Source organism: Microbacterium sp. NPDC089696 (genome assembly GCF_044749125.1).
Taxonomy (GTDB): Bacteria; Actinomycetota; Actinomycetes; order Actinomycetales; family Microbacteriaceae; genus Microbacterium.
Map to the genome: position 1 here is coordinate 688,133 of NZ_JBIVHF010000001.1, position 24,025 is coordinate 712,157.

Genomic DNA, 24,025 nt, shown 5'->3' on the forward strand with positions numbered 1-24,025 from the left:
CCGTGTTCGGACTCACGATCGAGAAGCTGTTCCTCGTCGCGCTGCTCGCGGCCGTGATCATCGGTCCGCGACGACTCCCCGGAGCCGCGGCTCGGCTGGCCGCCCTGATCGGACAGGCCACGCGGATCGCGCGCGAGGCCGCCCGACGCGTCGAGGAGGAGACCGGAGCGTCGACCATCCGCGACGACTGGCGCGCGCTGGATCCGCGTCGCTACGACCCGCGTCGCATCATCCGGGAGGCCTGGGACGCCGAGGGCGCGGCGGGGGAGCGGATGCCCGCGGACGCCGGGGTCGCCGACCCCGCGACGACCGACGCGACGCCCGCCGCGGGTACCTGGGCCGTGGAGGGCTCGTCCGGGCATCCGCGTCGCGTCTGGGTCGCCGCAGAGGACTGACCCGGCACGATCTGCCTCGACCTGCTAGACTGCTCGATGCACCGTGCGGCTGTGTCCCCCTCTGGACCACCACGGAGCCACTGATCAGGGCCATTCCGGACCACGCACATCGACGCGCGCGGCTTCCGCCCTCGATCTCATGACTTGCGGGCCGCGGATGCGCGCCCGCCGCACAGCAATGAGTACCGCATGACCATGACCACCTTCCCGCCCTCCGACCCGTTGACCTGGAAGCAGGCCGACATCGACGTGCACGTCGCGACGCGCGCCGGCGAGTTCGCCGGCTTCGTCGAGTTCGACGGCACGGCGCACCTCGTGCACGACCACCGTGGCGTCGAGCTCGGCGTCTTCGAGACGCTCGACGCCGCCCGTGACGCCCTCGAGGATGCGCGCGAACCCGCACGGCGTCCGCTGACGTTCCCGTTCGCCCTGCCGCGCGTCCTGCGTCGGCGCCCTCGCCGCGCTCGCGCCTGATCGGCGCACAGCACCGGCGACCTGGGAGACTCCGGTGCAACACCGAAGTATTCCCTGAGGCGTATAGGGCGCGGGTTAGCCTCAGGTAAGCGTTGGGCGATCTGCCTTGGGCTTTCCACAGCTCACGGGCTCCCGATCGTCAGGAGAGCATCATCTCCCTCGCACAGGCCGACACCTCGGCCACCCTCGGACCGATCCGACAGACCTACTCCGGAACCGCCGAGTTCCCGCCCATGACGCACGCCTACAAGCAGGTGTCGCAGGTCGTGCGCGAGACCGGTCTGCTGCAGCGCGCTCGGTGGTTCTACGTGCTCGTCGCCGCGGGCCTGGTCGTGGCGCTCGGCGGAGTCGTGACGGGATTCATCCTGCTCGGCGACAGCTGGTTCCAGTTGCTCATGGCTGCGGCGCTCGGCGTCATCCTCACCCAGGTGGCTTTCCTCGCGCACGAGGCCGCGCACCGGCAGATCCTCGACTCCGGTCCGGCGAACTTCCGCCTCGCGCGCATCCTCGCCGCGGGCGTCGTGGGCATCAGCTACGCCTGGTGGGACTCCAAACACACCAAGCACCACGGCAACCCGAACCAGGTCGGCAAGGATCCGGACATCCAGGTCGACACGATCTCGTTCCTCGAGACGGATGCCGCGAAGTCGCGGGGCTTCATCCGCATGATCACCCGCCGCCAGGGCTGGCTGTTCTTCCCGCTCCTCACCCTCGAGGGGCTCAACCTCCACTACCTCGGCATCAAGCACCTCGCGACGAGCAGGAAGGCGAAGGGCCGCTGGACGGAGCTCGGACTCATCGCCGCGCGCTTCGCGATCGTGCTCGTCCCGGTGTTCCTGCTCCTGCCGCTCGGCATGGCGTTCGCCTTCATGGGCGTGCAGCTCGCGGTGTTCGGGGTGTACATGGGGGCGTCGTTCGCCCCGAACCACAAGGGCATGCCGATCATCGACCCGAGTGCCCGCCTCGACTTCTTCTCGAAGCAGGTGCGCACCTCGCGCAACATCCGCGGCGGCTGGTGGGCGACGTGGCTGATGGGCGGCCTCAACTACCAGGTCGAGCATCACCTGTTCCCGAACATGCCGCGCCCGCACCTGTCCAAGGCCCGCGAGATCGTGCGCGACTACTGCGCCGCGAACGACGTGCCGTACACGGAGACGAGCCTCGGCCAGTCGTACGCCATCGTGATCGCGTATCTGAACCGCGTCGGCCTCGCCGCGCGCGATCCGTTCGACTGCCCCGCATCGGCGCAGTTCGGCCGCGCCTAGCGTCGGGTCCGGTCGAGCCGCCGGTCCTCAGAGCAGCCCGAGCTCCAGCGCGAGCGTGACCGCGCGCGTGCGGTCGGAGACCCCGAGCTTCTCGAACACGTGGATCAGGTGGGTCTTGACCGTGGCCTCGCCGATGAACAGCTCGCGCGCGATCTCGGGGTTGCTGCGTCCCGCCGCGACGAGCCGCAGGACCTCGAGCTCACGCGGAGTGAGCTGCGGGCGCTCGGCCCGTTCCGTGCGCATCCGGGTCACGAGCGTCGCGGCGATGGACGGAGCGAGGACCGTGTGGCCCTCGGCGACGGCGCGGATACCGGCCACGATCTCCTCGTGCGGGGCTGCCTTGAGCAGGTACCCGCTCGCCCCCGCCTCGATGGCGCCGAGGATGTCGTCGTCGGTCTCGTAGGTCGTCAGCATGAGCACCCGCACGCCCGGGAGCTCGACGGTGAGCCTCGAGGTCGCTTCGATGCCCGAGACACCGGGCATGCGCAGGTCCATGAGCACGACGTCCGGTCGCAGATCCGCGGCCAGCGCGACGGCTTCGGCGCCGTCGCCGGCCTGGCCCACGACCTCGACACCGGGGTCGAGATCGAGCAGTCCGACGATGCCCGAGCGGACGATCGGATGGTCGTCGGCGACGATCACGCGGATCACGGCACCTCCGGGATGGTGGCGGGGGAGAGCGGGATGCTCACGGTCAGATCGGTCCCGTGCTCGGCGCCGTCGACCACCGTGAGGCTGCCGCCGACGAGGGAGACGCGCTCGCGCATGCCGGCGAGCCCGAACCCGAGGTCGTCGTCGATCGACACTCCGCCCAGCCCGCGCCCGTCGTCGCGGATGCGCAGGGAGGCCTGATCGTCGACGGCGAGCACGAGGGACACCCCGGCTGCGCCGGAATGCTTCCGCACGTTCGCGAGCCCCTCCTGGGCGCAGCGCAGGAGCACGACCTGCACGTCGCGTGGCAGAGCGACGTCTGACGCCGTCACGTCGATGCGGATGCCGGTCTCCCGGGTGAAGCGATCGGCGAGGCGGCGCAGCGCCTCCGACAGCGAGTCCGCCGCCGGAGCGGGCGAGGTCTCCGCGACGAGCGCCCTGGCCTCCAGCAGCGCATCCCGCGCAGCGTCCTCGATGAGTCCGATCGCCGCGGGGGAGCCGTCGACCTTCGCCCGCTCCGCGAGCATCACGATGCTGGTGAGGCTCTGCGCGATCGTGTCGTGCACGTCGCGGGCCAGCCGCGCCCGCTCCGCCATCGCTCCGGCTTCACGGCTCGCGGTCTCGAGCCCCGCCTGGGTGGCGGTGAGCTCGGCCAGGAGACGCTGCCGCTGGACGCCCCACTCCGCGATCCGTGTGATCCACAGGCCGAGCGCGAGGCTGAAGGCGGTCGACAGTCCGCAGGTCAGCGCTCCGGCGGCGACGGCGTCGAGGCGGAATCCGCCCCAGGCGGAGTAGGCGACCGTCAGGATCAGTCCGTTGCCGATCGTCACGAGGACCGCCTGCCGCGTGGTGACGGACGTCATCCACAGGAGCGGCAGGACGAGGGTCTGCAGGATCAGCATGTTCGGCTCGAACGCCACACCGAGCGCCAGCAGCGCGACGAGCGACACCTGCAGCACGGCGGAGGTCGTCGCAGACGGATCCTGAACCCCGTCGTGGATGCCGACGTACGGACGGGCGCCGAGCGCGTAGACGAGGAAAACCGCGATCGCGATCCCTATCAGGACTCCGCGCGCACCGGGGAACCGCTCCGGCAACGCGAACGTCAGAGCCGACACGGCGACGAGCAGCGCGCTCGCGGCGATGTCCCACCCGAGGCGCTCTCTGCGGATGCCGCGACTCATGCGTCCCACTCTTCCACGGACGTCGTCTCCTCCACGGACGCCGTCGACCGCCGCCGCGACGCTCATCCGTCGCGGCGGATCCAGCGGAACGTCGCCCGGCTGAGCACGGCACCGATCAGGAGCCACACCGCGAGCGCGATCGCGACGAGGCCGAGCTGCCACTCCCCGCCCTGCTCGGCCGCCCGGAAGGAGTCGGGCAGCAGCGCCGCGCGCATCCCCTGCGCGATCCACTTCAACGGGAACACGGCCGACACGTTCTGCAGCCACTCCGGCAGCGTCGAGAACGCGATGTACACGCCGGACACGAACTGCAGCAGCAGCACCACGGGGATCACGACGGCCGAGGCGGTCTTGCCCGATCGAGGGACGGCCGAGAGCGCGATGCCCAGGAGGCAGCAGCACAGCAGACCGAGGACGAACACCCATGCGAACCGCGCCCACGCCTCCGCGTCGCTCGGCAGGTCGACCCGGTACACGATCACCGCGACCGCCATGAGGAGCCCGATCTGCAGGATCGCGGTCACGAACACCTGGCCGATCTTGCCGAGGAAGTACGTGACGGGCGAGATCGGCGTACTGCCGAGGCGCTTCAGCGTGCCGTCGCTCTTCTCCACGGCGATCTCGATCGACAGCCCCTGCACGCCGGACAGCAGGATGCCGCCGGCGACGAGTCCGGGCAGGTAGTAGGTCGCCATGCTGACGGCGTCCGGTCCCTGGCCGATGTCGCCCGTGAAGATCGTGGCGAAGATCAGATACATCACGGTGGGGAACAGGAAGGTGAAGAACACCTGGTCGCCGGCGCGGAAGTACTGGCGCAGCTCGAACCCGATGCGTCGGATGCCGAGGCGGACGGTGCGCGCGGGGCCGAACGTCGCGGCGGTCGGGGTCGCGGTGCTCATGACGTCTCCTTCGCCTCGGCGAGCGGCCGTTCGTCGGCGGCGCCGTGCTCGCGGATGAGCTCGAGGTACACGTCCTCGAGCGTGGGGCGGATGACTTCGAGGTCGCGCGGCTCGCCGCCGTCGCGGTGCAGGTCCGCGACCAGGGCGCCCGGTGCGGTCGTGCGCTCCTGCCGCAGGACTCCTGCGGCATCCCGCCACCGCACCATCGGCGTCCGGGCGGCCGCACCGCCGATCTCGTCGATCTCCCCGATCGCGGCGAGTCGTCCGCCGACGATCACCGCGGCCCGGTCGCCGAGCTGCGCGGCCTCGTCGAGATAGTGGGTCGTGAGGAGGATGCTCGTGCCCTCCGCCTTGAGCGAGCGGATGAGGTCCCAGAACTGGCGCCGCGCCTCGGGGTCGAACCCCGTGGTCGGCTCGTCGAGGAACAGCAGCTCGGGGTGCCCGATGATCCCGAGCGCGACGTCGAGGCGCCGCTGCTGACCTCCGGAGAGGCGCCCGGCTCGGACGCGCTGCTTCTGCTCCAGGCCGACGGCCGCGATGACCTCGTCGACGTCGCGCGGACGCGGGTAGTAGCCGGCGAACTCGGTCAGGAGCTCGCGCACCGTGAAGCTGCCGGCCTCTCCGGTGGACTGCAGCACGATGCCGAGTCGCGCCTTCCAGTCGAGCCTGCCGTGCTGCGGGTCGACGCCGAGCACCGTGACCTCGCCGGACGTGCGGTGGCGGTAGCCCTCGAGGATCTCGATCGTCGTGGACTTGCCGGCGCCGTTCGGCCCCAGCAGGGCGAAGGTCTCGCCGCGCCGGATGTCGAAGGTGATGCCGTCGACCGCGGTGAAACCGCCGTACGACTTGCGGAGGTCGCGGACCTCGATCACGCTGCTGTCTGTCATGACTCCAGCGTGCCCCTGCGGGCGCCGTCGCGGTAGCCGTGGAGCGACGGATCCCGGCATCCACCGATCGGGGGAGGTGCGCCGGAACGGATCGGGGGCGCGGACGGAGGAACCGTCCGCGCCCCCGGGATCACCGGAGCCGGATGCTCAGCGCGAGGCCTTCTCGTCGGCGTCGACGACCTCGATCGTGATCTTGCCGTCGATCGTCTCGGTGTCCTCGTCGTCGAGCGCCTCATCGCCGAGGAACTCCTCGTCGCCGGACTCGGACGCCTCGTCGAGGAGCCCGGCGTCGACGGCCTCGTCCTCGGCGATCTCGTCGTCCGTGCGCGGCACGGCGATCGCGGACGGGTCGTCGCTGAAGACGCCGTCCGGGCGGATGAGCTCGCGCACCTCGGCCATGAAGCTGGCGAGCTGCTGCTGCTGCCAGCGGAGCTGACGCGCGTGGTCCTCGGCGTCGCGCAGCACCGTGGAGGTGTGCTGGGTGACGGAGTCGACGATCTTCTGCGACTTCACGCGGGCGCGGTCCAGGGCGTCACGGGCGCGCACCTGCGCGTCGGCCTCGATCGTCTGCGCCTGCGAGCGCATCAGACGCTCGTAGTCGTCGGCCTTGGCCGAGATGCGCTGGGCATGGTCGAGCGAGGCGGCGACCTGCTCGTTCGCGTCCGTCGTGATGCGCTCGGCGTGGGCGACGGCCTGGTTGTGCAGCACGAGGAACTCCTGCTGCGCGTCGTCCTGGCGGCGCGTGAGCGTCTCCTCGAACTCCAGGACGCGGGCGTTCATCTCGCGCACCTCGCGCTCCGCGTCCGCGCGCAGCTGCGTGGTCTCGCGGGTCACGAGCGAACGGAGCGCGGCGGCGCCCTTCTCGGCCTCGGTGCGGATCGCGGTGGCCTCCTGCGAGGCCTGGTGCACCTTCTCGGCGGCGTGCGCGGCCTCGCGCTCGATGGTCGCCTCGTGCGCCGTGTACTCGGTGTCGATCTTGAGGCGCACCTGGTCGGCGTCGTGCTGCGCCTGCGCGAGGATGCGCGTGACGTCGGCGTCGGCCTCGGCGCGCTGCGCGGTGACCTCCTCACGGGCGGCCGCCATGAGGCGGTCGGCCTGCACCGCGGCGTTCTGGATCAGGACGTTGGCCTGCTCCTCGGCGACGCGGAGGATCGTCTCGAACTGCTCGCGCGACGGGGCGTCCTTGCCCTCGGCGCGCGGGGCGTCGACGAGCTCGTTCGTGAGGGTCGTCACCTGCTGCTCGGCGGCGTCGGCCTGGGCCTTGGCGGCGGTCAGCTCGGCCTCCAGCGCCTCTCGCGCGCTGCGCTCCTCGTCGCGCACCGACTCGACGGCGTCCTCGTGCCGCGCTTCGGCATCGGCGAGATCGGCCTTGGCCTGCTGCAGCTGGTTGCGCAGAGTGCTGAGGGCGGCGTCGACCTCGGCCTTGTCGTAGCCGCGGAACGAGGCGGTGAACCCGCTCTGCTGCTGCTGCGGCTGCTCGCGCGGGGCGTCCTCGATCAGCTTGTCGAAGAAGTCCGGGGTGCGGTCGTTGGGGGGAGTTTCACTCATGGTCAGCCTTTCCGGCGCGTGTCACAGGGAGGGAGAACTGTGATGAGGCGTGGTGCCGTGACGTCGACGGGCGCGAACGGCGCACCGACGACACTGCACAGCCTAGTTGCGTCGGGCCTGATCCGCCCACCCGATGTGCGGAGGGCTGCCGTGGGGCAGGGGGCGTCAGTCAGGCGGGGTGACGAGCACCCAGGTGGGCGGGTCTCCGTCGAGACGGTCGAACCGCTGCGGAGCCTCCGGGACGGTGGCGGCGACGCCCTGCCCTGCGGCCTCCTCGAGGACCCGGGCGCGCAAGTCGTTCCAGAAGCCGCTCGTGTTCGGACGGCCCAGATGCTCCCCGAACCGCTCCATCTGCAGGCGCATGCCGTCGGGCACGGGGACGAGCCGCGCGACCGCGTCGTCGGGCTCGAGGAAGCGGATGCCGTAGACGCCGTCGCCGAGGGCGGTGAACCGTCGAGGGTCGCGGCGCACGACGCCGTCGACGATCGAGCGTGCGGCGTCGGGGGAGGTGTGCAGCACGAGCGTCGCCCCGAGATCGTCGAGGATCTCGAGCAGGCGGTCCTCTTCGAAGCGGCGGCCCGCCCGACGTCCGGTCGAGCCCGACGATCGGCGGATCCAGCGGGGCGCGAGCATGGCCGCCACGATGATGACCACGATCAGGGCGCCGATGACGAGCGGGTTGTCCACCTCCCCAACCTACGTCGTCCGTCGCGAGCGCCGAGTCAGCCGAGCAGCACCATGACGAGGACCAGGACCGGCAGGCAGCCCAGCGTCGTGAGGAACACCGTGTCGCGCGAGATCGACTCGCCCACGTCGTAGCGCTGCGAGTAGTTGAAGACGTTCTGCGCGGTGGGGAGCGCCGCGAGGATCACCACGATCAGCACCTCGGTCGGCGCGAGCCCGAACACGAACTCGGCGACGAGCCACGCGATCACCGGCATCGCGACGAGCTTGAGCGCAGTCGCGAGGATGACGTCGCGACGGTGTCCCCGTGCGCCGAGCACGCGCTGACCTTGCAGCGAGATGCCGAAGCTGATGAGGAGCACGGGAACCGCGGCATCCGCGATCAGCTGGGCGGGGTCCATCACGATCGGCGGGAGGGCGATGCCGAACACCGGGACGAGGGTGCCGAGCAGGGATCCGATGATGACCGGGTTCGTCGCCGTGCGTCGAAGCGTCCGCGCCAGTGACACGGAGTCGCTGGTCACGGCGTCGAGGATCGAGAGCGACACGGGTGTGAACACGAGCAGCTGCATCAGAACGACCGGAGCCGGGTACGCGGCGCTGCCGAGCAGGTAGAGCGAGAGCGGGATGCCGATGTTGTTGGAGTTCACCTGGCCGGCGGCGAGTGCGCCGATCACGGTCTCGCCCGCCGGGCGCCTCCACCACAGCTTCGCGATCAGCGCGTAGACGGCGATCACCGCCAGCGCGGCGATCGCCGAGACGGGGAGCAGCGAGGAGAACAGCATCTTCGCGTCCGCGTGGGCGAGAACCGTGAACAGGAGGAAGGGCGAGAGGACGAAGAAGATCAGCCGACCGAGCACATGGCGGGCGTGCGGTCCGAGCAGATCGATGCGTCCGATGAGGTATCCCACGGCGATCGCGACCCCCACGACGGCGAATCCGGTGAGGGTCTCGAGCATGCATCGAGCGTATCGAGGCGCGGCGCACCGCCAGAACACCAGTCTTTCCGTACTTTTAGACTCATGAATCAGTCGAACCGCCGCTCGCGGCCCTCTGCCCGTGCCTCCGCGCGGGCGTTCGCCGCGATAGTGGCGGCTCTCGCGGTCGTCGGCGGTGCGCTCGTGCCCACCTCGTCCGCGGAGGCGGCGGTCTCGTTCGTCAACCCGGTGAACGGGCGCGTGGCGGACGTGGTGGGCGGGTGTCCTGCGGGCTCCCGGCCCACGCACCAGGGCGTCGACGTCAACCAGAACGCGAACGCGGTGATCTACGCCGCCGCGGGCGGCACCGTCACGACGGCCGTGAACTCGAACGCCACGACCGGCTACGGGAGCCAGATCGTCATCGCGCACGCGGAGGGCTACACCACGCGCTACGCGCATATGGTCTTCGGCACGGTGACCATCCCGGTCGGCACGGTGGTGCCGCAGGGGACGGCGCTCGGTCTCGTCGGCAGCACCGGTCAGAGCACGGGTCCGCACCTGCACTTCGAGATCTACCGCGGCAGCGTGAACGTCACGAACTCGTACTTCGCCTGCGGCCAGGGGAACGCGACCGCGTTGACCCCCCTGAACCCGCGCTCGTACCCGGTCAACGCCGACATCAACGGCGACAACCTCTCCGACCTGCTCGCCGTCTCGACCGCGGGCCAGATGTTCCTGTACACGGGGAACGGGCGCGGCGGCTGGGGGACGGTGCCGTTCGGGACGGGCTGGCAGACGACGCGCTCGCTGATCCGCGGCGACTTCGACGGCGACGGGCGCGGGGACATCCTGGCGATCCGCACCGACGGCTCGCTGTGGTTCTACCGCAACCGCGGTGGTTACGTGTTCGACGCGAAGCAGGTCGGGTGGGGATGGGGTGCTCTCCGACTGGTGTCGGGCGGCGCCGACTACAACGGCGATCGTCGAGCGGACATCATCGCCGTCGGCACCGACAACAAGCTGTACCTGTATGCGGGCAACGGCGCGGGCGGGTTCGACAGCGCTCTGCAGATCAGTCAGGGCTGGGGCGGTATCGACTTCATCCTCGCCGGGGACTTCGCGATCGACGGACGCGGCGACCTGCTCGCGCGGGATACCGCGGGACGGCTGTTCCTGTTCCCCGGCAACGGCGCGGGCATCGATCCGACGACGGCGCAGGTCGGCAACGGCTGGAATGCGATGTCGGCGATCACCGGCGGATCGGACTACTCCTCCGACGGGAACGCCGACGTGATCGCGCGCGACGCGGTCGGCGACCTCTGGCTGTATCCGTGGCTCGGATCGTCCTTCGGGAACCGGCTCAAGGTCGGCAACGGCTGGTTCGTGCACCGGCTCATCCACTGACCGTCGCCTCCTCGGGTGCCGCCGCGCCCGACGTCGTACGATCCACGGGAGCGCTCGCGACGGAGGAGGCGATCATGACCCAGTACACCCTCGATCTGCCGGACGTGGATCTCGGGTACGACGTCCACGGACCTCTGCCGACCGCGGACGGAAGGCCTCCGCTGGTCATGATCGGCCAGCCGATGGACGCCAGCGGGTTCCAGGCGCAGGTGGCGCTGTTCCCCGACCGCACCGTCGTGACCTACGACCCGCGCGGTCTCGGGCGCAGCGTGCGCACCGACGGCGAGGTCGTGAACGATCCGGCGACTCAGGCCGAGGACGTGCACGCCGTCATCGACGCGCTCGGCGCGGGGCCGGTCGACATGCTCGCGAGCAGCGGCGGCGCAGTCACCGCTCTCGCTCTCGTGACCGCCCATCCGTACGACGTGTCGACGCTGGTGGCCCATGAGCCGCCGATCGACGGAGTGCTGCCGGACGCCGAGGCCGTGCATCGTGCCCGCATCGCGTACACGCGTGCCTATCAGGAGCGCGGCCGGGGTGCGGGGATGGCGGCCTTCGTGGCGATGACGTCGTGGGAGGGAGAGGTGACCCAGGAGTTCCTCGCCCGTCCGCTGCCCGATCCGGCCGCTTTCGGGATGCCGGCCGACGACGACGGCACCCGCGACGATCCGCTGCTGTCGGAGAGGTCGTGGGCGGTGCCGCTGTACGTGCCCGACCTCGACGCGCTGCGGGCGTCTCCGACGCGGATCGTGATGGCGGTGGGAGAGGAGTCGGTGAAGGTCTACACCGGGCGCACCGCTCTCGCGCTCGCGGAGAGACTGGGGCAGGAGGCGACGGTCTTCCCCAGCCACCACGGGGGCTTCATGGGCGGGGAGTTCGGATACGCGGGGCAGCCGGAGGCGTTCGCGGCCCGGCTGCGCGAGGTCCTCGACGCGGGGTGAGGCTCACGAGGGCAAAGCAAAACCCCCGCCATGTAGAAGCTAGGCGAGGGTTTCTGGGGCCATTGTAATGATGGTCCGTGTGGCTCCGACGGGCGTCGATCCCGTGACCTCACGATTTTCAGTTGGATGCGCCGGGGTAGCGAGTGCTCATTGGTCGCCGTCTGCCGCGTGATTCCGCGGGAGTCGTCGTGGTTGGTCGCGGTTGGTGGAGGGTGATTTCAACGGAGCTACCGGCACGGAACCGGCACAGAGGCTACTGAAGCAGGACATTCAGTTCATAGATCGATGCGCGAGCTTGCTCAACCAAAGATCTGGTGGAAGAGCTCGAGGGCGAGTCGTGAGGAAACGGTGCGTCGTTACGCATCGAGCCCGTTGAGAGCAGCGTCAACTTTGTCGAGGTTGGCAATTCCCGACGACCTGACGCGCACAGGTCCCATACTCGAGAGCGACTAGCTCTTGCCGATGGAGTCCATCGAACTGATGTAATCCTGTAGGAGTCCTGTTGCATCAAGCAGTCGCCAAGGGTTACTCGCTGCCGCAACGCGCCGGTCCTCGTCCTGGATTCTGCACCATGAGCAGCGATCCCCCTCTCCGAGAGGTTCACCGCAGGACCGGCAGGAGTTCACAGCTTTCGAGATTGCGCCGCCCACATAGACACAAGCCGAACCACCCGAATCCGTGAAGTAGGGGGTGATGCTTGTCCGTCCGATCCTGCATTTGTACACTTCGCAACCAATCTCCGCTGCGAAAGAGCGCAGTTTCGACTCGGTGTCAGCATTCAAATTCGAGCCAAGGATAACCGCGGTCACGCACTGGCGCGAGATCGGAAGGATCGAAGCCCCACCCTTTTGGAGGAGCTTGGTCGCATCGTTGAGGACGAGACGCCTCTCCTTCTCGTAAGACCAGCACGTAGCCTTTGTGAAGTAGGCGGCGTTATACACGCTACTGCGGAGAAAGTAGATGTCTCTGGGCTTCTGGCGATACTGGGCCCGCGCGAGTGATTCTCCGAGTTCATCGCGGATAGTGTCGCGGTACATTACGTCCTGAATGACCCCGTCCTCGCCGAGCTCAGTACGCAGAATGTCTTCATCCACCTCGATGACAAACCCCCGACCATTCTGGCCGTAGTGGGCCCACATCGGCACCACATCGGGGTTACTCGAGAAGCATGTTGTGGGCATATGTAGTATCTCCCCCATCGCTTCCTCGTAGAAAGCGAGGGTTGCCGCGGGAGAGTTGTGATCCACGGTGAGAAACAGCTCGAAAGGGTCATTGAACTCTCTCGGCAGGGAGAACTTCAGGGTTGCTCCATCATGTGAGAGTGCGACGTCTGCAAGCTCGCTGCCTAGATACTTGTATAGCTTTCGGGCCATAGGATTGCCTTTCGCAGCCCTGGTCGCCGTTCACCCGTGGTTCCGCGGGCGTCGTCGGGGTTGGTCGTGCTGGTTGAGATCGGTTTCAGCTGAGATGCCGGCACGCAACCGGCACGAACTAACTATGCAGGGATTGTAGACAGGTCGGGTACAACGCCCAGACCTTGTATGAATACCTGATCGAGTGCCTCGAAGGTTGCGGCTGCTGTCGTAGCAGCGGACGCGCGGCGTTCTGCCAGCCGCACGATGGCGTCCAACCAGTCTCGGTCTACTGATCCCGCCGGAGTGCTGGCAACGGGAACGAGGATCGAGCGGAAATGAGTTTCGTAGATGTGCTGCTGCCCGGACGAACCAGTCTGCGCGGCCAGGGTCTGCTCCCGCCCCATCCAAGAGTTCATGAATAGAGCAACGTAGGTCGTGGGGAGCATGCCAGGATGCAACGTCGCTGCCGCAACGTCGATGGCAGCGAAGGTTGCTTCATCAGCTACGTCGGCGGGTGCGACACCTGCCCGTCCGAGCGTGCCTTCACCGGTCATGTTCAGGAGGAGGTCCCCAGGAGCTAGTGCGTCAGTCCAACCCTGGTCGTCAGTCCTGGCGCACCCAGCGAGGGAAACTCTCGGAAACATGACATCCTTCGTCTTGACGATCCTTACATCCCCGCCTTCGTCATAGTAGGGCGGTTGGTAGCCCGTCCGGACTTTGGCAACGAGGTCGGACAAGCGCCAGAAGCGCTGGGTAGAGATTGCATCGCGCAAGCGTCGCGTCCTCGGGGCAGTGAACTGCGGGTCCAAGCGATTGCTCGTGCCCACAAGGCGGACCCCTTGGGACCAGACGGTGGGCTCACCTTCCAAGTCGGCCTCGGAGACACCCAGCACTTCCTGGATCATTAGCTCGGCATCACGCACCGCACTTCGTGCGTCGCGCACGGAACGGACTGCGGAGAGCCATCTTGCACCGATCTCCCGTTCTTGAGCAGTGTCCAGCGACGGGATTTCAAGAGTCAGGAGGTCGTCCGGATAGATCTCGATCTGGCGGGATGACCCGCGGTGTAGACGGAGGATTTGCTGACGGCCTGCTGGCGATTGGAGGTAGGCGCAGATGTAGGCGGCTTTAAGGGGAGGCTCCGTCAGCGGAATCACTGTTACGTGACCATCGGCGGTGATCTCAGTGTCATCGAGGTGAAGGAAAACGCGTCCGGCAGACCCGACTCCGGTCGAAGTGACAAGTAGCGATCGTCGAGGAACTGTGGGCGTGAGCTCATTCGAAGGACCAACACGATCAACGAACTCCTCGGGTGTGTTCAGGAGCTCGGCACGGCGGACGTGCGCGGTCTTGATGACTCGCAGCTCTCCGTCGGTTGTGTACTTAGGTGAGGCCCCACGCGATGCCCATCTCGCATAGTCGCTGAGAGGGTGTGAATTCAGCATGGCAACCGCATCTGCGACCTCGGTTCCGCGGGGGTCGAAGAACTCGGGGTCCAGGCGTCGGGCGCCGGCGATGGAGGTGCTGCTGGCAGACCAAGAGGTGCTCACTGGAACCGAACCCCGTTCTGAAGTCTCCAGGCATTGAACTCGGACGCGATTTGCTCGAGATCGCTATCAACGGCACCGGGCTTCTGGGACTGCACGACAGGCACACCGTCCACATCGAGCACGCGACCTTCTTCGTCCGTTGCGTAAATGTACTTGCCGCGGTTGTCCTTGCCTGGCTTACGGCTCACGGCCATAAACACGGGATAGTCGGCCTGTGGGTCGCCAGCGACACCACCCCACTTCTGCAAGAAGACGACGCTCGTCTTGATGCTTGCAAATGGACGGAAGGTGAAGAAGTGCAGGCCAACGACACCAAGAAGCCGAGCCCGAGACAGCATGTAGTCACGTAGCCCACCAAGACCGACGTTGTTGAGATTCCCCTGAGGGAGGACGATCGCCATGCGACCTCCTGGCTTGAGCAGGTCGAGGGATCGCTCAAGGAAGAGGATGTCGCGCTTCATTGACGTCACCCGTCGTGTCTTGTTGGGTGTGTCTGGTGTTTCCTGATCTTGATCGTCGCCTTCGTCGGTCTCGTCGCCAGTCGCGAGGAGCCCGCGGGTCGCCATGTCGTAAAGGTCATATGCGTTTAGCTGAGTCTTGCCGCTCACCTTCCCCGAGAACGGCGGGTTGGTCAGCACTAGGTCGAACGTTCCATCACGTGTCTCGCGCGAGAAGGTGCCGATCTTGGTCGCAGCGCTCGAGTTCTGCCATGCTCGCACGTCGAGCGAGTTCGTTCGTATGATGTTCGTTTTGCCGTCGCCGGCAACGATCATGCTCATCTTCGCAACGCGAACGAGCTTGTCGTCGAAATCGACCCCGAACAGGTTTTCATTTGCGTATCTGTAAGTCTCGGTGCTGCTCCACTTATTGGCGGAGCGGACGTGAAGGAGCGAATGAATGAGGAAGCCCCCAGACCCGCATGCCGGGTCGATTACACGTTCGCCGTCTTCCGGGTCGAGCATGCGTACGGCCATTCGCACCACAGGGCGAGGTGTGAAGTACTGGCCCTTTTGCCCCTTCTGCTCGGGGTTCACGAGATACTCGAAAGCCGCATCCATGACCTCGAGATCCGAGTGCGAAAGCGACAACGGCTCAATAGCAGACGCGCATAGGCGAAGAGCATCGCCAGTTAGCTTGAGGTGCTCTCCGGCATCGAACAAGTCGCCGGCGTTTGGTTTCGCCTTTGCAGCCTGGAACAAGCCGTCGATCTTCTCGTACAGCTGCTCATCAGTGGACGCGGCGACTCTGAACTGGCATGGCTTGTCCAGCTTGCTGGCGGGTCGAATCTCGTCGTGAAGCTTAGCGAAGAAGAGTTTCAGGAGTTCGTCGAAGGCTGCGACTCCCGCATTGGAGAGGGCGTCGTCCTCGAGGCGTTCAATGAGTGACCGCAGATCCTGGATCGGGCGGAGGTCGTTTGGCGTGAGCGGCTTGAGAACTTCATCCAGCGACTCCCCGTTGCGTGGAAGCCGGGGGATGTCTCGGAAGGTGTAAGGGCCCTTCTTGCTCGCGGCATCCTCTTCTCGGAGTACGGCGACCGAATCATTGCCGTTTGACCAAGCCCCAAAAAAGCAACCCGTCCACCGCAAGTAGCTTCGGAGCTGTTCCACGCCGTCGCCGACCTTTGGGCGCTTCACCTCAACGATGATGTAGGGGTCTGTCTGGGCATCGTCGCTGAATACGACGATGTCAGCACGCTGCTTCTCTGCGTCCGAACCCATCTGGATGGGCCACTCGACGGCGATCCGGTTGAGTCCGTAACCGAGATCGTTCACCACGCTCAGCAGGTACAGCTGCCGAACGACTTCCTCTGGCTTGGCGCGAAGCCATCGCTGACGCTTGAGGCAGAGAATCTGAAGCACTCCGGCGTTCTCGCGAAGCTTGAGTTGCTGAAGACGCTCTTCTGTGAAGAATCGCGTGCCGTGCCCAGTAGCGCCCTGCTCGATTGCTTCGGAAAGGAGGGTAAGTAGGTGATTCTGCACAAGATTCCTTGGGGTAGGGCTGGAGGGAGTGGACTGGCGGGGGCGCGGGCTAGCGGAGTTGCGGGTCGCGGAGAAGCGGACGGACCGCAGCGGAGCGAGGACCGCCCGCACCGCACGCGGGCCGCAACTCCCGCCAGCCAAAGGCCGGCCTTGAATGAGTAAAGAAAGTTCTCACAGGTGCAACCGTTGAGCTGAGGCGTTTTCATCGGCAGCGCCTGGAAGACGCATGTCCTCGAATCCCGTCTTGACGGGTATTGATGGGGATCGACTCGCTCCCTTTTTGACCAGTTCTCGCTGGACCGCGTCGATCGTGTCGTCTATACGTCCCCACGGGACGAAACCTGGCTTCGCCTGAGCCTCGGTCAGCACACGATCGAGTGCGTCGGAGATGCCCCAGAGGTCCTCGAACCCGAGACTGCGAATGCCCGCGCGGATAGCGGCGAGGTCGGGGTTGTTGGAGAGTAGCGCGTCGATTGCGGCGATGGTTTTCGGTGTGTAGCGCTTAGCGAACGATTGGATGATCACGCCCTGACGCGCGGCGAGTTCACTGATCGGCGGCTTCGGCTGGTGGAACTTGTGGGTGTATGCGTTGAAGATGCTTCGGTAATCACGAGTTGCGCGGTCGGCCGTCTCGGATGCGGCCGACATGAGATTGAACGCTGCATCGTGATTCTGGGGCATGTCACCCGCGACTGATGCGGTATCCGTTGCGTCGGCAGCTTCGACGTTGAGGTCGTGGAGGCGTTGGAGGACGCGGCGTACCGGCTCCGCGACGATGCCCCAGGTTGGCGAACTCATGCCTCCACATCCATTCCTAAAGCTTACTGTCCCCGCCTAAAGCTGCGCGACTGAGCGATAGCCACCGTGGATGAAAAAAAGGTTGACGTGTTGAAGTCGTAGCGTCGAGCTTAGGCAGTGAGCGGAAAGCTCACTAACTGAGGGGAACTAGTCATGGCACTTCAGTCAGGGATTCCGGTGGACCACGATGCGTACGTCCGGGGGAGCGCGTTCCCATGCCTCGGTACCGGCGGGCCTGCGGGTCGAGCATCTCCTGCAGTCGATTCGGACGCAGCAGAATCCCTCGTTGAATCGCCTGCGCGACGGCATAGGAGGTCTAGGGAGACGTCTTCCCGCGATGCGACAAGATCTGCGATCGTTCGCTCGACGCTCATGGTCGGCATACCGTCGACAAACACGGTGTCTGCGGCCTCGAGTGATCGGATACGGATCCGAGGGCTACTGCCCGCCGTCGACTCGAAACTACCGTGCGTCGCTGACGGCGTTAGCGGTGCACGGGGCAGGTTACGCGTACAAAGTCTCTGATGGCCGCTTCAGGGTATCATCGTCCCGCTACGTTCGCTCAGGAGTCGGACTCTTCGACAGGATCTCTAGCACCCGCCGTAAAATTGCTCAGTTGATGCGTTAAGCGTCGGATCCGGTTCGATGAGATCGGGCGTCTGCCCCACGCTGGCGGAGGGCGCAAAAGGCGTGATGGTGTGTTGCGGCCGCGAAAACTCCGCGAGCCTTGACTTGAGATCGAGGACACCTTGGGGCAGCCGTTCGGGTTCTTCACGCATCCGCACCATCAGTGAGTCCACGAGAGTAGCAGTGTTCTTAAAGATCTGACTGCTCCGCTGGAGCTCGGAGAATACGCGCTTCCCGTCGACAAACAGTGCCCAGTTCGCGGACCAGCCCGAGTCGAACTCAGCCGTGACATCCCCACGGAGTCGGTCGTACTGCTCAACTCGGTAGTTCCATAGGTCGCGTTGCTCCAATAGATCGCGCAACGTCCGATCATCCGTATTCGGGCGTGACGGGTCTGCGGGCATCGCGCGATTGATGCGCGTATCTATGAACTGCCTCATGCTTTGGTCGCGCCCGGCTTCGATCGCTGACATGATCTGCGCCTGTGCGGTGTCGGTGCTACCTCCGGCTATTGAAAGAAGACCAGGCAACATTTCGCTCTCGAGCAGAATATTCTCGAGCATTCGCGCTTGCCATACAAAGACCTGGCCGTCCGCGTTGATGCGCGTGATCTCGTCTGGTGTCATGAAGTCTCGGTCGATCACGCAAAGCCAGGGAACGCCAATGTCGAGCCCACGCAGTGAGGCCGCCATCGACAGTGCTCTCTCTACGCCGCCGGCTGTGACGATCTTGGCGCCGGCGAGCTCTGTGGGGAGCAGCATTCGGAGGCGTTTCTCGTCGTCGGGCCCCTCAACTATCAATAGATAGTTGGTCTGGAGCAGGTCTCTACTTGCGAGACCAAGTGCCGAGAGCAAATCCGCTTGGCCGTCGACATCTGATACTGGCTGTAGCTGGTTAGCATCTGCGAGCCAGGCGGGTTCCACGACAACCACCTGCTCAGCGGGTGATGATGAGATGATGCCTGGGGAATGCGTAACCACGAATAGCTGACCGCGATCTGCTATGGCTGTCATCGCACGAAGCGCCGCGAGTTGTAGGGTTGGGTGCAGGTGCTTCTCGGGCTCGTCCAAGAGGAGCACACCACCTTGCGCATTGAGTTGGCTAACGTAGTACAGCATCCCGAGTAGCTCTCGCTCGCCGTTCGACAGGTCCGCAAGGCGATGGCGAGCGCCGCTTGGTAGTTCGACATCAATTGAGGATTTCGTGGTCTCCGGGTCGTAGCTTGGTAGCTTTATCGACTTGCCAGTTGCCTCGAAGAATATCGATTGAATGCGCTCGTACTCGTCCGTTGGCTGAAGACCGTCCCGCTGCGCAACGTAGTTGCGGTAGTCGAGGGATGAGAGGTAACTGCCGATGTCAGGCATCTGCATGCCTTGCTTCCAACGGATCTCTTGCTCGTATAGGGCGCGACGCTGGTTCGCGGCACTGGTCCGGTCCAGAATGCTCAGGTCGACGGCAGTCGATGTGTCCATAGATGATTGTCGGCGGGCAGAGAGAAGGTCGATGCTCGCGAATGGGTAAGTCTCGGCGAAGAGCGGGTTCTGGAGAGTATCAAGCAGCTCGTCTCGCTGCGAGTAACGCCCTGTCATCTCACGTTTTGTTGACGTTGCTTCGAGGGTGTGGTGATCTTCGGCTTGGATCTCCCACATCCCGCGTTCGAGCCGCCAGCGGTTGACTGTCTCGTACTCACTGGACGTGAGCTGTACATCGATCTCGACTGAGAGGGAGTCTCCATACGGGCCGACGAGGTCCGGCATATTGATGTTGCCGCTCCATGCCGCTGTCAGAGCTTCGAGCACCAGGCTCTTCCCGGTGCCGTTTCGTCCGGTGAGCAGAATGAGGGGCGAGTGCTCGAGGCTGTCGAGACGCGCGCTCCGGATGCCGCGGTAGTTGGTAATCGCGAATCTGCTGATTCTCATGGTGATCGAGCTTCGCCTTCGTCTCGCACGGCTTTGAGGCGACGTGGGCTGGCTCGTCGTACCGTCCGGAAGACTGCCGGCCCCGAGGGCTACTGCCCGCCGTCAACTCGAGGCTACAGTGCGTCTCCGACAGCGTTCGCGACCTCGACACCGGCACAAAACCGGCACAACGTCTCCGGGAACCCATGCCTGACGTCCTTCGTCTCGCTGCTCTCGTTCAGGAACCGGGCCCTTCGACGGCCTCGGGGATTCGGATGGCTGGCCTCGAAAACCCACCCTCACCAGGGCAAAGCAAAACCCCCGCCATGTAGAAGCTAGGCGAGGGTTTCTGGGGCCATTGTAATGATGGTCCGTGTGGCTCCGACGGGCGTCGATCCCGTGACCTCACGATTTTCAGTCGTGCGCTCTACCAACTGAGCTACAGAGCCGTGCGACCGGCGAACCTGTCGCATCTAGACGAAAGGCCCTCTTCGAGAAAAGGACCAATCGCACAGAGCGACCCTGACGGGACTTGAACCCGCGACCTCCGCCGTGACAGGGCGGCACGCTAACCAACTGCGCTACAGGGCCATACTTGTCTTCAATTGTATCGGATGGAGTGACCCCAACGGGATTCGAACCCGTGCTACCGCCGTGAAAGGGCGGCGTCCTAGGCCGCTAAACGATGGGGCCGAAGGTCCGTCCCGGGGGACTTCCTTGCCGACGCTCAAGCATAAGGGATGCGTCAGGCAAATTGCGAATCGAGGGCGCGCCTGCCCGACTCCCGGGCGTGTTCGGGGGCAGGATGAGGAGGGTCGCGCGCGAGATCGGCGCCCTCCTGCACTGTTGCGGATGTGAAGGTTGTTGTTACTGTGACATGTGTGAAACCGGCGGAAGGGGCCGAGTGAACGACAAGCTCTCCACGAAGGATGCTGCCCTCGCGGCGTCCGACGATTGCGGTTGCGCGCCCACGCCGGCCGAGCGTCGCACTCTGTGGTCACCCGGTCCGCTGAGCCGCCGCGGCGCTCTCGGCCTCGGGCTCGGCGCGCTCGGAGTCGTCGCGCTCAGCGCCTTCGGCATCGGGGCGACGACCACCGCCGCCTACGCCGCCACGTACCCCAGCTGGGACGACGTGCAGCGTGCCATGAACAACCAGGCCGCGAAGGCCGCAGAGGTCACCCGCATCGAGGGGCTCATCGCCGCCCTCACGCAGAAGGTCGCCGACACCCAGGCGGCCGCCGAGGCCGCCGGCGCCGAGTTCGACGCGGCGCAGCAGGCGTACTTCGACGCGATCGCCACGGCCGAGGCGCTGCAGGCTCAGGCGGACGCGCAGGCCGTCGTGGCCGACGACGCCACGCGCAAGGCCGCCCAGCTCGCCGCGCAGCTCTACCGCAACGGCGGCGACGACACCGCCCTCGAGCTCTTCTTCTCCGGGTCCTCCGACAACGCCGACGAGCTGCTCTCGCGCCTCGGCACGATGGACAAGGTCTACCAGTACAACCAGACGGTGCACGACAACGCCGTGGCGGCACGCAACTCCGCGCAGTCCCTGAGTGACCAGGCCGTCGTCGCCCGTGACGAGCGCGACCGTCTGCAGCAGATCGCCGAGCAGAAGATGATCGCCGCACAGGAGGCCGCCGTCGCCGCGCAGGCCGCTCTCGACGAGCAGTCGGCGAACCTCGCGACCATGCAGGCGCAGCTCGCCGCGCTCAAGGACCAGACGGCCACGACGGTCGCCGCCTACCAGGAGGGCGTGCGCGTCGCCGAGGAGGAGCGCCGTCGGCGCGAAGCCGAGGAGGCGGCCGCGAACGCCGGAGGGAACAGCGGCGGAGGCGGGACGCCCGGCACCGGCGGCTGGGTGCGTCCGCACGGCGGGCACCGCAGCGCCGGCTACGGACCGCGCCCCAAGCCCTGCGCCGCCTGCTCGGGGTGGCACTACGGCGTCGACCTCGCGAACGGGTGCGGGGCGGCGATCTACGCCGCGCAGTCCGGCACGGTCGACTACGCCGGCCCCAAGGGCAACTACGGCAATTACATCCGCATCCAGCACGGCGGCGGCGTCGCCAGCGGATACGCGCACATCCGCAACGGCGGCTTCGCGGTCCGCAGCGGCCAGTGGGTCAACTCGGGTCAGGTCATCGCCTACGCCGGCAACACCGGCGCCTCGGTCGGATGCCACCTGCACTTCGAGGTGTACATCAACGGCGCCTACACGAACCCGATCAACTTCCTCGCCGATCGCGGCATCTCCGTCTGATCGCGCGTCGCGCACGCAGAAGACCCCCGGCCGCCGAGCGGATCCGGGGGTCTTCTGCGTCTGCGGCGACGGCGTGCGGTCAGTGACCCTGCTCGCCGAAGCGGACGATCGCCTCGTCGAGGATTCGCTGCGCCTCGGCGGCGTTCCCCCACTCGTCGACCTTGACCCACTTGTTGGGCTCGAGATCCTTGTAGTGCTCGAAGAAGTGCGCGATCTCCTTCTTCGTGTACTCGGCGATGTCGTCGATGTCCTGGATGTGCGCCCAGCGCGGATCCTTCGACAGCACGGCCACGAGCTTGTCGTCGCCGCCGGCCTCGTCGCTCATCTTGAGCACGGCCACGGGGCGCACCTTGACGACGACGCCCGGGTAGATGGCGTGGTCGAGGAGCACGAGCACGTCGAGCGGGTCGCCGTCCTCGCCGAGCGTGTTGTCGAAGTAGCCGTAGTCGGCCGGGTACCCGAAGGTCGTGTAGAGCACGCGGTCGAGGTGGACTCGTCCGGTCTCGTGGTCGACCTCGTACTTCACGCGGCTGCCGCGCGGGATCTCGATGACGGCGTCGTGTGCGCCCATGCGTGTGCTCCTTGGAAAAGACGGTTGGATGCCGCGCACCAGCCTACCCGCGAGCGACGTCCCGCCGTCGGGCGACCCGGTTGAGCACGCGCGTGACGGTCCCGGTGGCGAGCAGCAGGAACATGCCCGCGTAGCTGTGATCGGGCAGGAGCAGCGCGATCCCGAGCGCGATCGCGAAGAGGATGATCGCCGAGAGATCGCCGATCACGCCCGCCCGCAGCGTCGACGGCGACGCGGTCGTGAGAGCCGGGTTCCGCTGGAGGTAGACCCAGGCGGCGAGGGTGGTGACCTGCGTGAGGATCAGCGTCCCGATGTAGACGACGGTCTGCAGGGCGTCGGTCGTCATCTGCCCGATCATCGCCGTCGGCACGGGCAGCCACACGATCGTCACCATCCAGGCGATGTTGATCCACAGCAGCGGGCCGGTCATCCACTCGACGTCGCGGTACTGGTTGTGATGGCCGATCCAGAAGGTCGCGATCAGCACGAAGCTCAGTGCGAAGCTCAGCAACTGCCCCGAGTGCTCCGACAGGAACTCGGCCGTCGTGATCTCGCCCTTCGCCGCCTCCGACACCGCCTCCATGAGGGGCAGGATCAGGAGCGTCATCGCGATCGCGACGACCGCGTCGACGAACGCCTTGAAGCGTTCGGGTCGAAACCGGGAGTCTTCTGCCACGGCGCCAGAGTAGAGCGACAGAGCGTCGTCGCGCGAGAGGCATGCCGCGTGATCTACCGTGGGGTCGTGCCCTCCCTCGCCCCCGCCATCGCCGAGATCCGCCTCGCCGTGCGCACCGCGCTCGTCGACCTGCCAGCCGCGTCGACCGTCGTGGTCGCGCTGTCCGGGGGCGCGGACTCCCTCGCACTGGCGGCGGCCGCGGCCTTCGAAGGATCGAAACTCGGCCTGCGCGTCGAGACGGTGACGATCGATCACGGGCTGCAGCCCGGGTCGGATGCCGCCGCTCGGCGCGCCGCAACGATCGCGGCCGACCTCGGTCTGACGGCGCACGTCGTGCCGGTCGAGGTCGGCGGCGTCGACGGCCCCGAGGCCGCTGCTCGCACGGCGCGCTATCGCGCTCTGCGCCAGGCGGCCGAGGGCTCTTCCGCCGTTCTTCTCGGACACACGCTCGACGATCAGGCGGAGACGGTCCTGCTCGGACTCGCGCGGGGCTCGGGGGCGACGAGCCTGCAGGGCATGGCTCCCGTGCGCGTCGACGACGACGGGCTCCGCTGGCTCCGGCCGCTGCTGACGGTGCGCCGCGCGACCACGCGGGCGTTCTGCGCGGCATCCGCTCTCGAGGTGTGGGACGACCCGCACAACCTCGACGACCGCTTCTCGCGCGTCCGCGTCCGTGAGCGCGTGCTGCCCGTGCTCGAGACCGAGCTCGGCCCCGGGATCGCCGAGGCGCTCGCGCGCACGGCCGAACAGTTGCGCGAGGATGCCGCCGCGTTCGACGAGATGATCCACGAGACGATCGAGGACATCGTGGAGCACGCCGAGGCGGGGATCTCGGTGAGCGCCGCGGCGCTGGCCGCGAACCCCGCTGCACTCCGCAACCGCATCATCCGCCTCGTGGTCGACAGCGAGTTCGGCGCGAGCCTCACGAGGGTGCAGACGCTCGAGGTCGCCCGCCTCGCGACCGACTGGGCGGGGCAGGGGCCGATCGACCTCCCCGGATGCTCCGCCGCACGCGTCGGCGGACGCATCGTCCTCACCGCGCGCTGAGGTTCTGCGGCGGCG

General features: G+C 66.6%; 21 protein-coding genes and 3 tRNA genes. 7 read left to right on the forward strand and 17 right to left on the reverse strand.

Annotated features, from left to right (window positions below; genetic code table 11):
• Window positions 1-2: 2 nt before the first annotated feature.
• The 3 genes from ACIPY8_RS03260 (at window position 3) to ACIPY8_RS03270 (ending at window position 2,134) form a co-directional block, all read left to right on the forward strand.
• On the forward strand, window positions 3-395 hold the full coding sequence (locus tag ACIPY8_RS03260) for a twin-arginine translocase TatA/TatE family subunit (protein ID WP_400814906.1): 393 nt from the start codon (window positions 3-5) through the stop codon (window positions 393-395).
• A 189-nt stretch (window positions 396-584) separates the two neighbouring features.
• A complete protein-coding gene (locus ACIPY8_RS03265; protein ID WP_400814908.1) occupies window positions 585-869 on the forward strand; it encodes a hypothetical protein in 285 nt (94 codons plus the stop codon).
• A gap of 149 nt (window positions 870-1,018) precedes the next feature.
• Window positions 1,019-2,134 (forward strand): fatty acid desaturase family protein, encoded by a 1,116-nt coding sequence (locus tag ACIPY8_RS03270; protein WP_400817636.1) that lies wholly within the window; start codon window positions 1,019-1,021, stop codon window positions 2,132-2,134.
• A 27-nt stretch (window positions 2,135-2,161) separates the two neighbouring features.
• On the opposite strand, the gene ACIPY8_RS03275 is transcribed toward ACIPY8_RS03270, so the two are convergent.
• From ACIPY8_RS03275 to ACIPY8_RS03305, 7 genes are all read right to left on the reverse strand, one after another.
• A complete protein-coding gene (locus ACIPY8_RS03275) occupies window positions 2,162-2,785 on the reverse strand; it encodes a response regulator (RefSeq protein WP_400814910.1) in 624 nt (207 codons plus the stop codon).
• On the reverse strand, window positions 2,782-3,969 hold the full coding sequence (locus tag ACIPY8_RS03280) for a sensor histidine kinase (RefSeq protein WP_400814912.1): 1,188 nt from the start codon (window positions 3,967-3,969) through the stop codon (window positions 2,782-2,784). Before ACIPY8_RS03280 ends, ACIPY8_RS03275 begins: the two co-directional genes overlap by 4 nt.
• A gap of 62 nt (window positions 3,970-4,031) precedes the next feature.
• On the reverse strand, window positions 4,032-4,868 hold the full coding sequence (locus ACIPY8_RS03285) for an ABC transporter permease (RefSeq protein WP_400814914.1): 837 nt from the start codon (window positions 4,866-4,868) through the stop codon (window positions 4,032-4,034).
• Window positions 4,865-5,755, reverse strand: coding sequence for an ABC transporter ATP-binding protein (locus ACIPY8_RS03290; protein WP_400814916.1), 891 nt, complete (start codon window positions 5,753-5,755; stop codon window positions 4,865-4,867). The genes ACIPY8_RS03285 and ACIPY8_RS03290 overlap by 4 nt, the downstream gene beginning before the upstream one ends.
• 147 nt (window positions 5,756-5,902) lie before the next feature.
• On the reverse strand, window positions 5,903-7,303 hold the full coding sequence (locus tag ACIPY8_RS03295; RefSeq protein WP_400814918.1) for a cell division initiation protein: 1,401 nt from the start codon (window positions 7,301-7,303) through the stop codon (window positions 5,903-5,905).
• Window positions 7,304-7,468: 165 nt separating this feature from the next.
• Window positions 7,469-7,990, reverse strand: a complete 522-nt coding sequence (locus tag ACIPY8_RS03300; protein WP_400814921.1) for a hypothetical protein — start codon at window positions 7,988-7,990, stop codon at window positions 7,469-7,471.
• A gap of 35 nt (window positions 7,991-8,025) precedes the next feature.
• Window positions 8,026-8,946 carry an AEC family transporter gene (locus ACIPY8_RS03305; protein WP_400814923.1) on the reverse strand — a complete coding sequence of 307 codons (921 nt, stop codon included), beginning with the start codon at window positions 8,944-8,946 and terminating at the stop codon, window positions 8,026-8,028.
• Window positions 8,947-9,009: 63 nt separating this feature from the next.
• Here ACIPY8_RS03305 and ACIPY8_RS03310 point away from each other — a divergent pair, with 63 nt between their 5' ends.
• Together ACIPY8_RS03310 and ACIPY8_RS03315 are read left to right on the forward strand one after the other, a co-directional pair.
• Window positions 9,010-10,311 (forward strand): peptidoglycan DD-metalloendopeptidase family protein, encoded by a 1,302-nt coding sequence (locus ACIPY8_RS03310; RefSeq protein ID WP_400814925.1) that lies wholly within the window; start codon window positions 9,010-9,012, stop codon window positions 10,309-10,311.
• A gap of 74 nt (window positions 10,312-10,385) precedes the next feature.
• Window positions 10,386-11,252 carry an alpha/beta fold hydrolase gene (locus ACIPY8_RS03315; RefSeq protein ID WP_400814927.1) on the forward strand — a complete coding sequence of 289 codons (867 nt, stop codon included), beginning with the start codon at window positions 10,386-10,388 and terminating at the stop codon, window positions 11,250-11,252.
• A gap of 449 nt (window positions 11,253-11,701) precedes the next feature.
• Here the strand turns inward: ACIPY8_RS03315 and ACIPY8_RS03320 are convergent, their stop codons facing one another.
• From ACIPY8_RS03320 to ACIPY8_RS03355, 8 genes are all read right to left on the reverse strand, one after another.
• Window positions 11,702-12,625, reverse strand: a complete 924-nt coding sequence (locus tag ACIPY8_RS03320; protein ID WP_400814930.1) for a DUF2971 domain-containing protein — start codon at window positions 12,623-12,625, stop codon at window positions 11,702-11,704.
• Window positions 12,626-12,747: 122 nt separating this feature from the next.
• Window positions 12,748-13,764, reverse strand: coding sequence for a hypothetical protein (locus ACIPY8_RS03325; RefSeq protein WP_400814931.1), 1,017 nt, complete (start codon window positions 13,762-13,764; stop codon window positions 12,748-12,750).
• Between the two features lie 389 nt (window positions 13,765-14,153).
• Window positions 14,154-16,136 carry an N-6 DNA methylase gene (locus ACIPY8_RS03330; protein ID WP_400814933.1) on the reverse strand — a complete coding sequence of 661 codons (1,983 nt, stop codon included), beginning with the start codon at window positions 16,134-16,136 and terminating at the stop codon, window positions 14,154-14,156.
• A gap of 171 nt (window positions 16,137-16,307) precedes the next feature.
• The gene (locus ACIPY8_RS03335) at window positions 16,308-16,934 is read right to left on the reverse strand and encodes a hypothetical protein (RefSeq protein WP_400814935.1); all 627 of its coding nucleotides are present in this window, start codon (window positions 16,932-16,934) and stop codon (window positions 16,308-16,310) included.
• Between the two features lie 590 nt (window positions 16,935-17,524).
• On the reverse strand, window positions 17,525-19,480 hold the full coding sequence (locus tag ACIPY8_RS03340) for an ATP-dependent nuclease (protein WP_400814937.1): 1,956 nt from the start codon (window positions 19,478-19,480) through the stop codon (window positions 17,525-17,527).
• A gap of 355 nt (window positions 19,481-19,835) precedes the next feature.
• Window positions 19,836-19,908, reverse strand: a tRNA-Phe gene (locus ACIPY8_RS03345).
• Window positions 19,909-19,976: 68 nt separating this feature from the next.
• A tRNA-Asp gene (locus tag ACIPY8_RS03350) sits at window positions 19,977-20,050 on the reverse strand.
• Between the two features lie 29 nt (window positions 20,051-20,079).
• Window positions 20,080-20,152: transfer RNA gene (locus tag ACIPY8_RS03355), tRNA-Glu, on the reverse strand.
• 211 nt (window positions 20,153-20,363) lie between these two features.
• Between ACIPY8_RS03355 and ACIPY8_RS03360 the strand changes: the two genes are divergently transcribed.
• Window positions 20,364-21,716, forward strand: a complete 1,353-nt coding sequence (locus ACIPY8_RS03360) for a M23 family metallopeptidase (RefSeq protein ID WP_400814939.1) — start codon at window positions 20,364-20,366, stop codon at window positions 21,714-21,716.
• A 79-nt stretch (window positions 21,717-21,795) separates the two neighbouring features.
• Here ACIPY8_RS03360 and ppa read toward each other — a convergent pair whose 3' ends face one another.
• Together ppa and ACIPY8_RS03370 are read right to left on the reverse strand one after the other, a co-directional pair.
• The gene (gene ppa, locus ACIPY8_RS03365) at window positions 21,796-22,287 is read right to left on the reverse strand and encodes an inorganic diphosphatase (protein WP_400814941.1); all 492 of its coding nucleotides are present in this window, start codon (window positions 22,285-22,287) and stop codon (window positions 21,796-21,798) included.
• A 43-nt stretch (window positions 22,288-22,330) separates the two neighbouring features.
• The gene (locus ACIPY8_RS03370) at window positions 22,331-22,963 is read right to left on the reverse strand and encodes a TMEM175 family protein (RefSeq protein ID WP_400814943.1); all 633 of its coding nucleotides are present in this window, start codon (window positions 22,961-22,963) and stop codon (window positions 22,331-22,333) included.
• A 66-nt stretch (window positions 22,964-23,029) separates the two neighbouring features.
• Here ACIPY8_RS03370 and tilS point away from each other — a divergent pair, with 66 nt between their 5' ends.
• The gene (gene tilS / locus ACIPY8_RS03375) at window positions 23,030-24,010 is read left to right on the forward strand and encodes a tRNA lysidine(34) synthetase TilS (protein WP_400814945.1); all 981 of its coding nucleotides are present in this window, start codon (window positions 23,030-23,032) and stop codon (window positions 24,008-24,010) included.
• Window positions 24,011-24,025 lie beyond the last annotated feature (15 nt).

Excerpts from the sequence above, each read along its gene's own strand:
- ACIPY8_RS03320 (WP_400814930.1), bottom strand. The coding sequence starts at position 12,625 with ATGGCCCGAAAGCTATACAAGTATCTAGGCAGCGAGCTTGCAGACGTC.
- ACIPY8_RS03315 (WP_400814927.1), top strand. The coding sequence starts at position 10,386 with ATGACCCAGTACACCCTCGATCTGCCGGACGTGGATCTCGGGTACGAC.
- ACIPY8_RS03295 (WP_400814918.1), bottom strand. The coding sequence starts at position 7,303 with ATGAGTGAAACTCCCCCCAACGACCGCACCCCGGACTTCTTCGACAAG.
- ACIPY8_RS03285 (WP_400814914.1), bottom strand. The coding sequence starts at position 4,868 with ATGAGCACCGCGACCCCGACCGCCGCGACGTTCGGCCCCGCGCGCACC.
- ppa (WP_400814941.1), bottom strand. The coding sequence starts at position 22,287 with ATGGGCGCACACGACGCCGTCATCGAGATCCCGCGCGGCAGCCGCGTG.
- ACIPY8_RS03340 (WP_400814937.1), bottom strand. The coding sequence starts at position 19,480 with ATGAGAATCAGCAGATTCGCGATTACCAACTACCGCGGCATCCGGAGC.
- ACIPY8_RS03335 (WP_400814935.1), bottom strand. The coding sequence starts at position 16,934 with ATGAGTTCGCCAACCTGGGGCATCGTCGCGGAGCCGGTACGCCGCGTC.
- ACIPY8_RS03310 (WP_400814925.1), top strand. The coding sequence starts at position 9,010 with ATGAATCAGTCGAACCGCCGCTCGCGGCCCTCTGCCCGTGCCTCCGCG.
- ACIPY8_RS03305 (WP_400814923.1), bottom strand. The coding sequence starts at position 8,946 with ATGCTCGAGACCCTCACCGGATTCGCCGTCGTGGGGGTCGCGATCGCC.
- ACIPY8_RS03290 (WP_400814916.1), bottom strand. The coding sequence starts at position 5,755 with ATGACAGACAGCAGCGTGATCGAGGTCCGCGACCTCCGCAAGTCGTAC.
- ACIPY8_RS03265 (WP_400814908.1), top strand. The coding sequence starts at position 585 with ATGACCATGACCACCTTCCCGCCCTCCGACCCGTTGACCTGGAAGCAG.
- ACIPY8_RS03280 (WP_400814912.1), bottom strand. The coding sequence starts at position 3,969 with ATGAGTCGCGGCATCCGCAGAGAGCGCCTCGGGTGGGACATCGCCGCG.